The following is a 13,141-nucleotide window of genomic DNA, read 5'->3' on the forward strand; positions in this document are numbered from 1 at the left end:
CGGATTCTGCGGTCGGTTCGCGGAACGCAGACGGGGGTCGCCTCAGAGCAGTAGCGTCGCGAGGACGACGACCAGGACGGCGACGACGAGGACGACGCTGACCCCGATGCCCGTCCGCAGGTCGACCGATTCGCGACTCGCGACGGCGCCGAGGAACTCGTCGGGTCGGTCGACCGCCGCGGCCGTGCCGTCGGCCACTGCGACCGCGCCGCGGTCGACTGCGGCGTACAGTTCGGTGACGCCGACGACGAGGTAGCGCGTGCCGGACAGCGCGAGCGGGTTGTAGAGGTCGTCGACGTCGGGGACCCTCCCGAGTCCCTCGAGTGGCTTCTTGATGACGACGAACCCGAGCAGGCCGATGGTGGCGAGCGCGAGGCCTTCCACGACGTGGTCCACGGTGTAGGTGACGTAGGCGTGCGAGACGACTGCCTCGGAGGTGACGTCGAAGGGAAGCAACGCGAACAGCGCGGTGTCGAAGACGCCGAAGCCGACGCAGAGCGCGGCGACGGATACCATCGCGACGGTCTGTCCCCGGTTGGCGTCGGGGACGGTTCCGTCGTACTCGCCGTTGAGGAACGCGTAGTAGCCGAACTTGATGAACGAGAGGAACGTCCCGACGCCGCCGGCGAGCAGGAGGATCTCGAGCGTGGTGAAGCCGCCGACCGCGAGCGGGCCCTTCGGGAAGTCGTAGTGACTGGCCGAGACGACGATTCCCTTGCTGACGAACCCGTTGAACAGCGGGAAGCCGGCGATCGAGAGTGCGGCGACGGAGAACGTCGCGGCCGTGATCGGCATCTCGCGGGCGAGTCCGCCGAGCTTCTTCAGGTCGGATTGCTTCGTCCGGTAGATGATGACGCCGGCGGTCATGAAGAGCAGTGCCTTGTAGAGGATGTGGTTGAAGACGTGCGCCATCGCGCCGGCTTGCGCGAGCGTCGACCCGATGCCGACGCCGGCGACCATGTAGCCGACCTGCGACTGGATGTGGTACGATAGCAGGCGGCGCATGTCGTTCTGGAAGAGGGCGTACGTGGCGCCGAAGACGGCCATGATACCGCCCATGTACGCGATCGCGAGTTCGCCCTCGGGGAACGCGCGGTACATCCCGTAGACGCCGGTCTTCGTGGTGTACACGCAGAGGAAGACGCTCGCGGCGACGTGCGGACGCGGGTACGTATCGGGGAGCCACGCGTGGAGGCCGACGAACCCGACGTTGACGCCGATGCCGAGCGCGGCGAGGACGGGTGCGACCGCGCCAGCCATTCCACTGGGGGACGCGGTGAACAGGAACGACCCGACCTCGACGTACTGCCAGACGACGGCGCCGAGCAGGAGCGTCCCGCCGACCCCGTGCAGGAGCGCGTACCGGTAGCCGGCGCGCACGGCCCGACCGCGGTAGTGCCAGACGAGGAGCGTGCTGGTGACGGCCATCAGCTCCCAGAAGAACACGAGCGTCAGCCAGTCGCCGCCGAAGACGGCGCCGAGGCTGGTCGCGACGTACGAGAGCGCGAACGCCGTTTGGAGCGCCGACGCCTCGGTGTAGTACGAGTACAGCACCGCGATCGCGCCGATGAACCCGAAGATGACGCCCATCAGGGTCGAGAACGGGTCGACGTTGAACAGGACGACGTCGAACCCGAACAGCAACACGTCGCCGTGCTGGCCGGCGTCGACCAGCCAGACGTAGGGAACGACGACGGCGGTGGCGACGACGCCGAGCGCGTGCCCGACGCGTCGACCGACGAACGGGAGCAGTATCGCGGCGAGCGCCACGGGGAGGAACGGCGGAACGAGGGGTTCGACCATCTACACGCTCACCCCCGTCACGGCTTCGACGACGAAGCGGACGATCTCGAGGAAGACCGCGGTGTCGGGGACGATCCCGAGGACGACCGAGCCGGCGGCGGCGAACAGTATCGGGCCGAGCATGAACCACGTGGACTCCTCGCCGTTCCACCGTCGATCCTCCCACGCGAGACTCGGGTCGTGCCCGTGGTCCGGGTCGATGTGCGCGGCCGCTTCCAGGCGGTCGCGCGGTCCCTGTCCCTCGTGGTCGTCGGCGAACCCGTGGTCGTCGCGCTCGATCGTCGGTCGATCGTCGACGTCGACATCGTCGGCCAGGGTCTCGTCGGCCGGAGTCTCGTCGGCGTCGCGGCCGCCGTCCGCCGCCGTCTCCGGGCGGCCGTAGCGGCCGCCGAGGACGTGCTCGACGACGGGCTTCGGGTCCCCCGTGCCGGGCGACTCGAAGAACGCCGTGTACACGACCGGCCAGAAGTACGCGACGTTGAGGACGCCGGATAGCAACAGTGCGGCCGTGAACACGATGTCGCCGGTCGACACGGTCCCGAGGAGGATGAAGTACTTGCTGACGAACCCGGCGACGAGCGGGATGCCCGCCATCCCGAGCGCCGCCACCCCGAACGCGGTCATCGTCAGTGGCATCCGCTCGCCGATACCGGCCATGTTGCTGATGTCGTCGGTGTGCGTCTCGACGTGGAGTGCGCCCGCACAGAAGAACAGCGTGAGCTTCATGAACGCGTGCGCGGGGATGTGCAAGAGCCCGCCCGTGATCGAGAGCGGGTGGAGGACGGCGATCCCGAGCACGATGTAGGAGAGCTGGCTCACCGTCGAGAACGCGAGGCGGCGCTTGAGGTTGTCCTGCCGGAGTGCGATGACGCTCGAGATGACGAGCGTGAACGCCGCGATGCCCGCGAGGGGCAGGCCCATCCCGAGGTCGCCGACGGCGACCGGCCCGTACACGTCGAGGACGACGCGCGCGATACCGAACACGCCGGACTTCACGACCGCGACCGCGTGCAGGAGCCCGGAGACGGGGGTCGGCGCGACCATCGCGTCCGGGAGCCACGAGTGCATCGGCATGAGCGCGGCTTTCACGCCGAATCCGGCGATGAGGAGCGCGAACGCGGCGCGAGCGAACAGCGGTTGCGCGGTCGCGAGTTCGGCGATGCCGCCGGCCGTGAACGCCGTCGTGCCAGTCAGCCAGAACACGAGGAGGGACCCGGCGAGGACGGCGACGCCGCCGCCGAACGTGTACGCGAGGTACTTCCGGCCCGCCGCGCGCGCCTCCGGGGTCTCGTCGTGAGCGACGAGCGGGTACGTCGCGACCGTGAGTAACTCGTAGAACACGAACAGCACCAGGAGGTTCGACGCGAACGCGACGCCGATTGCCGCGGAGAGACTGCCCGCGAACGCCGCGAAGTACCGCGTCTGACTGTGCTCGTCGAGCCCGCGCATGTACCCGATGCTGTAGAAGCTCGTCACGAGCCAGAGGAGGCTCGCGAGCAGTCCGAAGAGGACGCCGAGCGCGTCCGCGCGGAGCGCGAACTCGACGCCGGGGACGAGCTGGCCGAACTCGGTCACGTACACGTCTCCGGCGAGGACGCCCGGGACCATGCTCGCCACGAGCCCGAGCTTCGTCACGGCCGCGAGCACCGTCCAGCACTCCCGGAGGTTCGGTCGGCCGCGCGACAGGAGGATCGGAGCGATGGCTATCGCCGATACGAGCACCGCAGCGACCGGCCGGAGGGATGTAATCTCTGTCATGCCAGGAGTCGTTCGATCGTTGGTTCGAGGAGCTGTCCGTACTCGAAGGCCGCCAGGCCGAGGACGACCGCGAGGACGGCCGCGGCGACGACGGTCGCCCGCATACCGGCGGACACCGCCGCCGGATCGGGCTCCCGACCGGGGCCGGTTCCGTCGGCTGCGACCTCGCCCGTCGCCGCCCGTTCGGACGTCTCGACGTCGGTCGCGAGCGTAGTTGGCTCGCGGAAGAACATCCGTTCGAGGACGCGCGCGAAGTACGCGAGCGTCAGGAGCGTGCTCGCGAGGATGACGACGGCGAGCGGCCACGCGGCCGCCTCGACCGCGCCGAGCGCGATGTACCACTTCCCGACGAACCCGACCGCGGGCGGGACGCCCACCATCGCCAGCGCGAGAACGGCGAACGCACCCGCGCCGACGGGGAGGCGTTCGACGAGCCCCTCGTACTCGTCGACGGTGCGAGCGCCGGTCGCGGTCGCGATGAGCCCGCACGTCAGGAAGAGGCCGCCCTTCATCACGCCGTGGCCAACGAGGTGGATCATCGCGCCCGTCAGCGCGGTCCCGTTCCCGATCGCGACCGCACCGACGACGAGCCCGAACTGCGAAATCGAGGAGTACGCGAGCATGCGCTTGAGGTCGCGTTGCGTGACCGCGAGGACGCTCCCGACGACGATGCTGACGGCCGCGGCCGCGACGAGCACCGTCCGGGCGAACGCGTTCGCGACCAGGAAGTCGACCGTGAAGACGGTGAACACGATGCGGACGAGCGCGTACGCGGCGACGGTCGAGACGAGCGCGGAGATGAGCGCACTCACCGAATCGGCCGCGTTCGCGTACGCGTCCGGCTGCCACGTGTGCACTGGGAACACCGCGACCTTCACGAACAGCCCAACGACGAGCAACCCGAACGCCGCCTGGACGAGCGGACTCCCGTACCCGACGGCTTCGAGTTGCATCGCGAGGTCTGCCATGTTGAGCGTGCCTGTGGCGACGAACGCGTACCCGATGCCGAGGAGGAACAGCGACGCGCCGACGGTCCCGACGAGCAGGTACTTCAGGGCGGCGAGCGCGGACTCGCCGCCTTCGCCGGTCGCGACGAGCGCGTACGCCGCCAGCCCCGTGATCTCGAGGAACACGTACATGTTGAACACGTCGCCCGTGAGGCTCATCCCCGTCAGGCCGGCGACGAGGAGGAGGTACGTCGCGTAGAACGTGTTCGACCGCGGCCCCGCTCGGCGCGCGTACCCGAGGATGCCGAGCGCGACGAACGCGATCAACACGACCATCGTCGCGGAGGCGCCGTCGACGACGAGTTCGATGCCGAACGGCGCCGTGAACCCGCCGACGACGTACCGAACGGGTTCGTCGCCGAACGCGAGCGCGGCGAGTGCGACCGCACCAGCGAGCTGGACGACGCTCGCGAGCACCGCGAGCGGCCACCCGGTCCGACGCCGCAGGAGCCCGACGAGGAGCACCGTGACGGACGCCAGGATGGGGGCGGCGACGAGTAACGCCGGCAGGTCAGTCACGGTCGATCACCCGTTCGATGGACTCCTCGTCCAGCGTCCCGTACTCGTGGTAGATGCGGACCACGAGCCCGAGCGCGACCGCCGTCAGGCTGACGCCGACGACGATCGCGGTGAGGATGAGGACGTGCGGGAGCGGACTCACGTACGGCGCTGGCGCCGTCAACAGCGGCGGACTTGCGCCGTCGACGAACGCGGTCACGACGAAGAACAGGAAGATCCCCGTCTGGAACACGTTCATCCCGATCACCTTCTTCACGAGGTTGGTGTTCCCGACGAGCATGTACGTGCCGACGCCGAGGAGCAGGAAGGCGACGACGTAGTACAGTCGCGTCGAGAGCAGTTCCATCATTCGAGGTCACCTCCGTCCTCGCCGTTCATCCCTGCAGCGATGATGAAGAACAGGCCCGTCACGATGCCCGCGACGATGAGACCGATCGCGAGTTCGACGAGCTCGATGCCGTACTTCGACGCGTGCGGGACGCCGTAGTCGGCGTAGACGGCGTACTCGAGGAAGCCTCCGCCGAGCAGAACGGATCCGACGCCGACGAGGAGGAACGCGAGAACGCCGAACCCGACGAATCCGACCGCCAACTGCGGGCCGATCCACTCGCGCGTCATCTCGATACCGAACGCGATGCCGAGCATGACGACGACGGTGCCGACGATGACGCCACCCTGAAATCCGCCGCCCGAGGAGTCCGCGCCGTGGAACATCACGAACAGTCCGAGCGTGAACACGAACGGCGTGATGACGCGAACCGTCGCCATGATGATCGGGCTCTCGACGTACAGCGTGCGCTCGTCGTCTGCCGCCGCGTCGTTCGATTCGCCGATCATCCGCTTACCTCCCTCCCGAGGACGAGGAGCAGACTGATCCCGGCCGCGTACACCACGACCGCCTCGCCGAGCGTGTCGAAGCCGCGGTACGCCGCGAGGACCGCCGTCACCGCGTTCTTCACCTCGGTCTCCTCGTACGCGTTCTCGAGGTAGTACTGCGTGACGTCGTCGGTCGCGACGGCGGAGTCGCTCACGCCGACGGGCGGGAGCGCGAACAGCGTCGTCGAGAGCACGGCGACGAGACCGACCGCGACCGCGAGCGCTTTGACGTCGACGCGTTCGAGCGTTCGCTCGCCGGGCGGCCGAACGGTCTTCGCTATCGTCAGCAGGAAGAGGACGGTCATGATTCCCGCGCCGACCGCGGCCTCCGTCAGTCCCACGTCCGGCGCGCGGAGGAACACCCAGATGACCGCGATGCCGAGGCTGTACGCGCTGAACGCGATGATCGAGCTGAGGACGTCCCGGAGGAGCGCCGTCGCGACGGCGGTCGCCAGGACGAACGCCAGCAGCGCGAACTCGATGGCGGCCGTCATCGCTCTTCGTCCTCCGTCGTCCACGGTTCGATGCCCTGTTCGGCTGCTGCACGAGCGATGGCGTGCGCGGCGGTCGGATTGGTGATGAACATGAATACGAGTAACAATGCGACCTTGACCGTCGACACCCCAGCGTCGAGCGTGAGTGCGACCGCTGCGAGCGTCAACATCGCGCCGAGCGTCTCGCTCTTCGACGCGCCGTGTGCGCGCGTGTAGAGGTCCGGGAGGCGGACGAGACTCACGGCGGCGACGACCGCGAAGAAGATTCCGCCGACTGCGAGCACGAGCACGACCGCTTCCAGTGGCGTCATCAGAGGACCCCTCCGCGTTCGACGGAGAACTTCGAGATGGCGATACTCAACAGGAAGTTGAGGAGTGCGTACACGAGCGCGATGTCGAGCGCTCCCGGTTCGCCGATCGCGGCCGCGAGCAACGCGATGACGATGACCACGTTCGACCCGATGACGTTGATCGCGATGACGCGGTCGGGCATCGTCGGGCCGCGAACGATCCGGTACACGCCGACCAGCGACGCCACGACGAACGCCGCGGCCGTCGCCAACAGGATGCTTTCGACGAGCGTCATTCGTCCCCCTCGCTGCGTTCGGCGCGCTCCGCGGGCGACGGGATCCGCGAGGCCGCTCGCCCGTAGAACACGAACCGGACCGCGCGCTCTAGCTTCCCCTCGAACAGGGCGTCGCGCGCATTCCCCGTGAGCGTGTGGACAGTGAAGTGGCGTCGCGAGACGTCCACCGTCAGCGTCCCCGGGGTGAGCGTGATGCTGTTCGCGAGCGTCGTCACCGGCAGCGCCGACCACACGGCGGCGTCGAACTCGACGACCTCCGGGTCGATCGGGAGCGACGGATGCAGGACGACGTACGCGATCTGGACGTTCGCCACGACGATCTCCCAGAGGAGGTACGGCACGTACACCGCGAATCGGGCGAGCTGCCGGCCCATCCGACCGACCTTCACGGGTGTCGTGAGCGAGATCCCCCAGAGGGAGACCGCGACGATGCCCGCGCTGATCGCGCCCGTTGCGAGTTCGAACGTCGCGACGGACCCGGCGAGCAAGAGGTAGAACAGGAAGGAGACGCCGAACAGCGCGAGGAACTGCGCGATCGTCCCGGAGCGCACCAGGAGCGGGCTTCGTCGCTCGCGCTGTACCGGTGCTTTCTGCACTTCGAGCCCTGCGCGTTCGACTTCCGCTTCCAGGGGTGGGAGGAGCGGCGTCGTCCCGAGCGGGTTGAACCCGGGGTCGAATACGGCCAGCGAGAGGTCGTGCGCGGTCGCGTACTCGGCGAGCACGCCCGCGTAGTCGCCGGGACTGAACAGGTACTCGCGGGTCCCGACGAGTGCGGTCTCGACGGCGACCGACGCTGCGTCGTCGCCGAGGTCCTCCTCGGCCCAGACCGTCACTCGGTCGAGGAGGTCACGAGCCTCCCTCGTTTCGGTCGTCTCGACGTCGTACGTGAGTCGCTCGGAGACGGGATAGACGAAGTGAACCGTCGGGCGGTCATCGCCGTTCTTGCTGACGCCGCTATCCTTACGACCGTCGGTATCCTCCCGGACGTCGGTCTCCTCAGGGCCATCAGTTTTCTCGGGACGACCGCTATCCCCACGGTCCTTACTGTCCTCGAGACACAGGTCTATCGCGTGCGCGACCGTGTTCCGGAGCGTCGTCGATTCCGAGACCGGAACGAGTATCCGCGCACTGCTCACCGGGACCACCTCGATGGCGAGGAATCCACGGTTCGAACCAGAGGAGAGGACATGGCTACTCGCCTAGTGCTTTGGCTGCACTCTTTAAAGGATTTCTTTCCCGTCTTCCACTGTCTCTTCCGGTTCCGTCCCTCGGTTTCTCGCGTTCGCGGAGTCGGACGCCGTCTCTGAGCAGGGACGGCAAGCACCGCCACAGAATAGTTATGGTGTCCGCGGCGTGAGTGTGGAGCAAGCATGTGTGGTGGTCCTGTATTTCTCGCGTTCGCGGAGGGTGAGCCGTGGGCGTCTTGAACTCGTCGCAGGCGTCGTCGAAGGACCTCTCGAAGGGGGAGATCTTCGACGTCCTCCGGAACCAGCGTCGCCGGTTCGTCCTCCAGTACCTCAAGCGCCGGAACGAACCGGTCGAACTCGGCGAGCTGGCGACGCAGGTCGCTGCCTGGGAGTACGAGACGACGTGCGAGAACGTGTCCGCCGAACAGCGAAAGCGCGTGTACACGACCCTCCAGCAGACGCACTTGCCGCGGCTCGCCGAGGTGAACATCGTGCACTACGACGCCGACGACGGCGTCATCGAGGCGACCGATCGCGCGAACGACCTCGCGATCTACCTCGAGATCGTCCCCGGCCACGAGTTGCCGTGGCGCGAGATCTACCTGTCGATGGGCGCGGTCGCGATCGCGCTCTGCGTCGCGGTGTGGGCGGAGGTCCCGCTCTCGGGCGTCCTCGACGGCATCGGGTGGGCGTTCGTCATCTCGCTCGCGTTCACGATTACCGCGGCCGTCCACGTCTACCACGAGCGGAACATGCGGCTCGCGGACCTGGATTCGCCGTCCGAGATCGAACTCGGCGAAAACTGAAGCGGCCGAACGGTGGTCTCGCGTCGCTCGGTTCCGCTGCTGGACGGCTCCTTACCGGTCGCTGGTCGGTTTCCTGACCGGTCACTGGTCGGCCCTGGCCGGGCCCGCTCGTCCGTGCCAGTCCGTCCCTTCGACGGCCGCACGCTTTAAAGGACTCCACGCTCAACCCTGGGTTCATGACCGACATCCACGGGCTGCTGACCGACGACGACGCGGTGTCGCCCGTCATCGGCGTCGTCCTGATGGTGGCCGTCACCGTCATCCTCTCCGCGGCCGTGGGTGCGTTCGTCCTCGACATCGGGAGCGCAGTCACGGAGCAGCAGCCGACCGCAGTCATCGAGTTCGAGTTCGACGAGTCCGCAAGTCCGAGCACGGTGACGCTCCGGCACAACGGCGGCGACGAACTGGAGACGAGCACGCTCCGCGTGGCGATCGACGGTGCCGTCGCGTGGGAGGACGGCAGTGCGGTCTCCACTAGTCCATACGGTGAAAAATCGTCGGAATGGGGCGACGACGTGACGAGCGGCGACGAACTGGTGTTGGAAGACTCGACCATCTCGGAGTCGTCGACGGTGCAGGTGATCTGGCAGAAGGGCCAGCAGTCCTCGATCATCGCGACGTCGGACCGCTAGGGCCGTCGCGTCGAGCTGTTGGCTGCCAGAAGCTTCTCGTACTCTCGAGGCGAGTGTTCGTCGTGACATGGTGGGGGTACGTGCCGGCGGGACGAACGCGCTGCACGCGCTCGCGATGACGGTGCTCGTCGTCGTGACGGCGTTCGTCGTCGGGTTCGTCGTCTTCGACCTGGAGGGCGCGGTCGTGCCGACGGAGCGCCAGCCGGACGCGGCGTTCGAGTTCGCGTACGACGCGGACGCGGAGCGGCTCGCGGTCACGCACCAGGGGGGCAGCACGCTCGACGCCGAGCGCGTCGTCCTCGCGAACCGGGCGTTCGAGGAGGTAGGTCGCTGGCCCGCGGGCGACGCCATCACCGCCGGCGACGCCACCACCATCGAGGGCGTCGCGGCCGACGACACCGTCTACGTGGCCTGGCGAACGGACGACGGCACGTACGTCGTGCTCGCGTCGTGGAACGACGGCGCGCCCGACGCGAGTCCCGCGTCGTCCATCCTCAGGCGAGTCGACGCCCCGCCAGTCGACTCGGCGGCGAACGCACGGACCGCCACCTTTTTGCCTCGCATTGAGTAGTTCCGGCATGGACCGACTGCAGGAGTCCCTGCTGGAGTGCCCGATCGTCGAGAAGGACGGCTATCACTACTTCGTCCACCCCATCTCGGACGGCGTCCCGCAGCTCGACCCCAGGCTCCTCCGCGAGATCGTCATCCGCATCATTCGCAAGGCCGAACTCGAGGAGGTGGACAAGATCGTCACGCCCGCGGCGATGGGCATCCACATCTCCACCGCCGTCTCCCTGATGACTGACATCCCGCTGACGGTCATCCGAAAGCGCGAGTACGGCCTCGACGGCGAGACCGCGCTCCACCAGACGACGGGGTACTCCGAGAACGAGATGTACATCAACGACGTCCGCGAGGGCGACCGCGTCCTCGTCCTCGACGACGTGCTCTCCACGGGCGGGACGCTCGCCGCCGTCCTCGGCGCGCTCGACGAGATCGGCGCGGAGGTCGTCGACACCGTCGCCGTCATCAAGAAGGTCGGCGGCGAGAACGCGATCGAGGACGCGGGCTACGACGTGAAGACGCTCGTGAACGTCGACGTCGTCGACGGCGAGGTCGTCATCGTCGACGCGGACGGCGACGACTGACGCTCAGATCCCGAAGTTCCCGTAGACGAACTCGGATCTCTCTTGACGCACAGGATCCGGAAATCGATAGATGCAGGAGAACGAAGTGCCGCTGTGCTCAGCGACCTACCCATGGCCTGTCAAGAGCCGCGTGCTGAATACAGCGGCTACGTTCAGCACGGTGGGAACATTCTATTCATGGTCGCATGTACGAACCGGCCGTACAGGTGTGGCTCGATCATTGAGGCCAGGGTTACCGCAGGCGGTCCGGTGCCCTGACCGCTTGGACCGGGCCGCCGGCATCCGCCCATGCACGGATTCCTCCCTCAACGTGGGCAACCTGGAAGAACCCCGTTTCCGTGGACCGCTGCGCAGCGACCGCCGACCGTCTGCCTGACGCGCAGTAGAACACGATTTCCGCGGCGTCGTCGAATGCCGCGTTGTAAGAGGGACTGTCGGGATCGATGGCAGTTTCCACCCGTTCGAGGGGGACATGCATGGCGCCGGGAATGACACCCTCGGCCACCTCGTGGGCTTCACGGACATCGACGAAGAGGACGCCGGTCTCATCCCGTCGATCGAGCGCTTCCTCTGATGGGTACGTCCTGACTGCGGGGGCTTCCGCGACCGGTCTGTGATCGATCGAGGTAACCTCTTCGACCCCATCAGGCCCGGGATAGGGCTCGGAGACTGAAGAATCGCGCCGGCTGTCGTCGTCTTCACTGTTCGCGGGGCCCTGATTGCCCTCGGTAACGAGTTCTTCCGGAATTTGACGCGATTCCTCCTCGATTTCAGATCCCGTCGTTGGCATGTGGATGCACCTCTCTGGAGCGGTAGCTCCACTCGCCAGTTCTCGGCGGCGAGTCTTCGAGTTATCTAGTGCCAAATTTTCACTGGGTGCTTCGTTGTCACGGCGTGAACACGGTGGAATCAACAGGTGCTGCACCCGCCAGATTCTCAGTCGGGTTTCCGACTGTCCGATCGATGAATACGAACCCTGTATTCAGCATAGCCGTTTCGACACTATCGCAATCTGTTAGAACTTGAGGCGTTACGTTCGCAAGTGCACGGAGCAGTGGGTTCGGCGTCGAGTCTGTGAATGCAACGAGGCTCGAGCCGAGAGACGACGCCGTCGACGTCGTGCTTCACTCGGCGTCGCTGCCGACTCTGGGGTCGAGGACGGTGTAGGCCATGTCCTGGAGGAAGTTCCCGAACACGCCGACGAGCGCGATTACCATCGTCATGCCGAGGATGAGCGGGAGGTCGCGGGCGGTGATGGCGTTCATGCTGACCTGCGCGAACCCGGGGATGGCGAACGCGAATTCGATGACGAAGATGTTCAGCACGAGCACGCTGAGCATGTCGGTGAAGAACAGCGCGACGAGCGGGATGGCGGCGTTCCGGAGGATGTGCAGCGACACCCGGATCGGGCCGGCGCCCTTGGCCTTCGCGATCTTCACGAAGTCTGCGTCGACGTACTCGAGGGATTCGGCGCGCGCGTACCGGAGTTGGCCGGCGAGGAGGACGGTCGTGAGCGTGAGGACGGGGAGCGTGTAGTACTTGAGGACGTCCTGCTTCAGCAGCGGGACGTCGGGGAGTAGCGGTATCGCGAGCGACCCGCCCCAGATGTCGAAGCTGGCGGGCATGTAGAGGTACGGCACCCAGTCCATCTGCGTGATTGCGACGACGAACAGGATCTGGGCGAGCCAGAAGTTCGGCGTGCCGAGACTGAAGTACGCGGCGGCGGTCGCGAGTTTGTCCGAGAGCGAGTGCTGGTTGAGCGCGGAGAACAGGCCGACGCTCACGCCGATGCCGAGCGAGAGCACCATCGACGGAATCAGGTACAGGAGCGTGAACGGGAGGGCGTCCCCGAGGACGGAGAGGACGGGCTGGCCGGTGCTGTAGGAGATCCCCCAGTCGAGCGTGACGACGCTCACCATCCAGTTCCCGTATCGCTCGAGGACGGGATCGTTCAGGTTCCGTGCTTCGCGGTACGCCTCGACGGCCTCGGCCGGATCGCCGCCGGTGTTCGACGCCTCGTAGGCGACCGCGCCGACGTTCGGGTCCTCGGTGAGTGCGATGAACGCGAACGCGGTCGTCAGGATGACGAACATCGACAGGACGGCGAACGCGGCGCGTCGCGCCACCTTCATCTGGAAGCTCACGGGTGGCCCTCCGCGTCGTCGCGAGTCTCGGTCATCGCAACCAACTCCCCGATGACCGGTAATAAAACCGGGTGGGTGTTCCCGTTCATTTCACCGAAACCACAACACTGCGTCGAGGTGGTTACTAAAGTCACCCTTTGACAATATGGTATCTATTTAGTCGTGGGGGTGAATCGTCTTC

At 66.8% G+C, this 13,141-nt stretch carries 15 protein-coding genes; 4 read left to right on the forward strand and 11 right to left on the reverse strand.

The features are described from left to right. Window positions 1-42 precede the first annotated feature (42 nt). From G9C85_RS11915 to G9C85_RS11955, 9 genes are read right to left on the reverse strand one after another with little or no spacing between them, the layout of a single operon-like run. A complete protein-coding gene (locus tag G9C85_RS11915) occupies window positions 43-1,803 on the reverse strand; it encodes a Na(+)/H(+) antiporter subunit D (protein ID WP_166040200.1) in 1,761 nt (586 codons plus the stop codon). Then, window positions 1,804-3,561, reverse strand: a complete 1,758-nt coding sequence (locus G9C85_RS11920; RefSeq protein ID WP_166040202.1) for a cation:proton antiporter — start codon at window positions 3,559-3,561, stop codon at window positions 1,804-1,806. After that, window positions 3,558-5,087, reverse strand: coding sequence for a monovalent cation/H+ antiporter subunit D family protein (locus G9C85_RS11925; protein WP_166040203.1), 1,530 nt, complete (start codon window positions 5,085-5,087; stop codon window positions 3,558-3,560). The genes G9C85_RS11920 and G9C85_RS11925 overlap by 4 nt, the downstream gene beginning before the upstream one ends. Continuing rightward, window positions 5,080-5,436, reverse strand: a complete 357-nt coding sequence (locus tag G9C85_RS11930) for a cation:proton antiporter subunit C (protein ID WP_166040205.1) — start codon at window positions 5,434-5,436, stop codon at window positions 5,080-5,082. Before G9C85_RS11930 ends, G9C85_RS11925 begins: the two co-directional genes overlap by 8 nt. Next, entirely contained in the window at window positions 5,433-5,924 is a 492-nt protein-coding gene (locus tag G9C85_RS11935; RefSeq protein WP_166040207.1) for an MnhB domain-containing protein, read from the reverse strand. The genes G9C85_RS11930 and G9C85_RS11935 overlap by 4 nt, the downstream gene beginning before the upstream one ends. Beyond that, entirely contained in the window at window positions 5,921-6,457 is a 537-nt protein-coding gene (locus tag G9C85_RS11940; protein ID WP_166040209.1) for a DUF4040 domain-containing protein, read from the reverse strand. The genes G9C85_RS11935 and G9C85_RS11940 overlap by 4 nt, the downstream gene beginning before the upstream one ends. Beyond that, window positions 6,454-6,768, reverse strand: coding sequence for a monovalent cation/H(+) antiporter subunit G (mnhG, locus tag G9C85_RS11945; protein ID WP_166040211.1), 315 nt, complete (start codon window positions 6,766-6,768; stop codon window positions 6,454-6,456). Before mnhG ends, G9C85_RS11940 begins: the two co-directional genes overlap by 4 nt. Continuing rightward, the gene (locus G9C85_RS11950; RefSeq protein WP_166040213.1) at window positions 6,768-7,043 is read right to left on the reverse strand and encodes a cation:proton antiporter; all 276 of its coding nucleotides are present in this window, start codon (window positions 7,041-7,043) and stop codon (window positions 6,768-6,770) included. Before G9C85_RS11950 ends, mnhG begins: the two co-directional genes overlap by 1 nt. Then, complete coding sequence (locus tag G9C85_RS11955; protein ID WP_166040216.1) at window positions 7,040-8,179, reverse strand: monovalent cation/H+ antiporter subunit E; 1,140 nt, start codon at window positions 8,177-8,179, stop codon at window positions 7,040-7,042. The genes G9C85_RS11950 and G9C85_RS11955 overlap by 4 nt, the downstream gene beginning before the upstream one ends. A gap of 287 nt (window positions 8,180-8,466) precedes the next feature. Here G9C85_RS11955 and G9C85_RS11960 point away from each other — a divergent pair, with 287 nt between their 5' ends. The 4 genes from G9C85_RS11960 to hpt all read left to right on the forward strand — a co-directional run bounded on the left by G9C85_RS11960 (window position 8,467) and on the right by hpt (window position 10,816). Further along, window positions 8,467-9,036, forward strand: coding sequence for a hypothetical protein (locus tag G9C85_RS11960; protein ID WP_166040968.1), 570 nt, complete (start codon window positions 8,467-8,469; stop codon window positions 9,034-9,036). A 176-nt stretch (window positions 9,037-9,212) separates the two neighbouring features. Next, window positions 9,213-9,668, forward strand: a complete 456-nt coding sequence (locus G9C85_RS11965) for a type IV pilin (RefSeq protein ID WP_166040218.1) — start codon at window positions 9,213-9,215, stop codon at window positions 9,666-9,668. A 67-nt stretch (window positions 9,669-9,735) separates the two neighbouring features. Next, entirely contained in the window at window positions 9,736-10,239 is a 504-nt protein-coding gene (locus G9C85_RS11970) for a type IV pilin (RefSeq protein WP_166040219.1), read from the forward strand. Window positions 10,240-10,246: 7 nt separating this feature from the next. After that, window positions 10,247-10,816, forward strand: a complete 570-nt coding sequence (gene hpt, locus G9C85_RS11975; protein WP_166040221.1) for a hypoxanthine/guanine phosphoribosyltransferase — start codon at window positions 10,247-10,249, stop codon at window positions 10,814-10,816. 232 nt (window positions 10,817-11,048) lie between these two features. On the opposite strand, the gene G9C85_RS11980 is transcribed toward hpt, so the two are convergent. After that, window positions 11,049-11,606 (reverse strand): rhodanese-like domain-containing protein, encoded by a 558-nt coding sequence (locus G9C85_RS11980; protein ID WP_166040223.1) that lies wholly within the window; start codon window positions 11,604-11,606, stop codon window positions 11,049-11,051. A 334-nt stretch (window positions 11,607-11,940) separates the two neighbouring features. Beyond that, entirely contained in the window at window positions 11,941-12,960 is a 1,020-nt protein-coding gene (locus G9C85_RS11985; protein ID WP_166040225.1) for an ABC transporter permease, read from the reverse strand. Between the last annotated feature and the right edge of the window lie 181 nt (window positions 12,961-13,141).

Origin of the sequence: Halorubellus sp. JP-L1, assembly GCF_011440375.1 — an archaeon.
Lineage (GTDB): Archaea > Halobacteriota > Halobacteria > Halobacteriales > Natrialbaceae > Halorubellus.

Coding starts and splice junctions, on each gene's coding strand:
- G9C85_RS11915 (WP_166040200.1), bottom strand. CDS start 1,803: ATGGTCGAACCCCTCGTTCCGCCGTTCCTCCCCGTGGCGCTCGCCGCG.
- G9C85_RS11920 (WP_166040202.1), bottom strand. CDS start 3,561: ATGACAGAGATTACATCCCTCCGGCCGGTCGCTGCGGTGCTCGTATCG.
- G9C85_RS11930 (WP_166040205.1), bottom strand. CDS start 5,436: ATGATGGAACTGCTCTCGACGCGACTGTACTACGTCGTCGCCTTCCTG.
- G9C85_RS11935 (WP_166040207.1), bottom strand. CDS start 5,924: ATGATCGGCGAATCGAACGACGCGGCGGCAGACGACGAGCGCACGCTG.
- G9C85_RS11940 (WP_166040209.1), bottom strand. CDS start 6,457: ATGACGGCCGCCATCGAGTTCGCGCTGCTGGCGTTCGTCCTGGCGACC.
- mnhG (WP_166040211.1), bottom strand. CDS start 6,768: ATGACGCCACTGGAAGCGGTCGTGCTCGTGCTCGCAGTCGGCGGAATC.
- G9C85_RS11950 (WP_166040213.1), bottom strand. CDS start 7,043: ATGACGCTCGTCGAAAGCATCCTGTTGGCGACGGCCGCGGCGTTCGTC.
- G9C85_RS11965 (WP_166040218.1), top strand. CDS start 9,213: ATGACCGACATCCACGGGCTGCTGACCGACGACGACGCGGTGTCGCCC.
- G9C85_RS11970 (WP_166040219.1), top strand. CDS start 9,736: ATGGTGGGGGTACGTGCCGGCGGGACGAACGCGCTGCACGCGCTCGCG.
- hpt (WP_166040221.1), top strand. CDS start 10,247: ATGGACCGACTGCAGGAGTCCCTGCTGGAGTGCCCGATCGTCGAGAAG.
- G9C85_RS11980 (WP_166040223.1), bottom strand. CDS start 11,606: ATGCCAACGACGGGATCTGAAATCGAGGAGGAATCGCGTCAAATTCCG.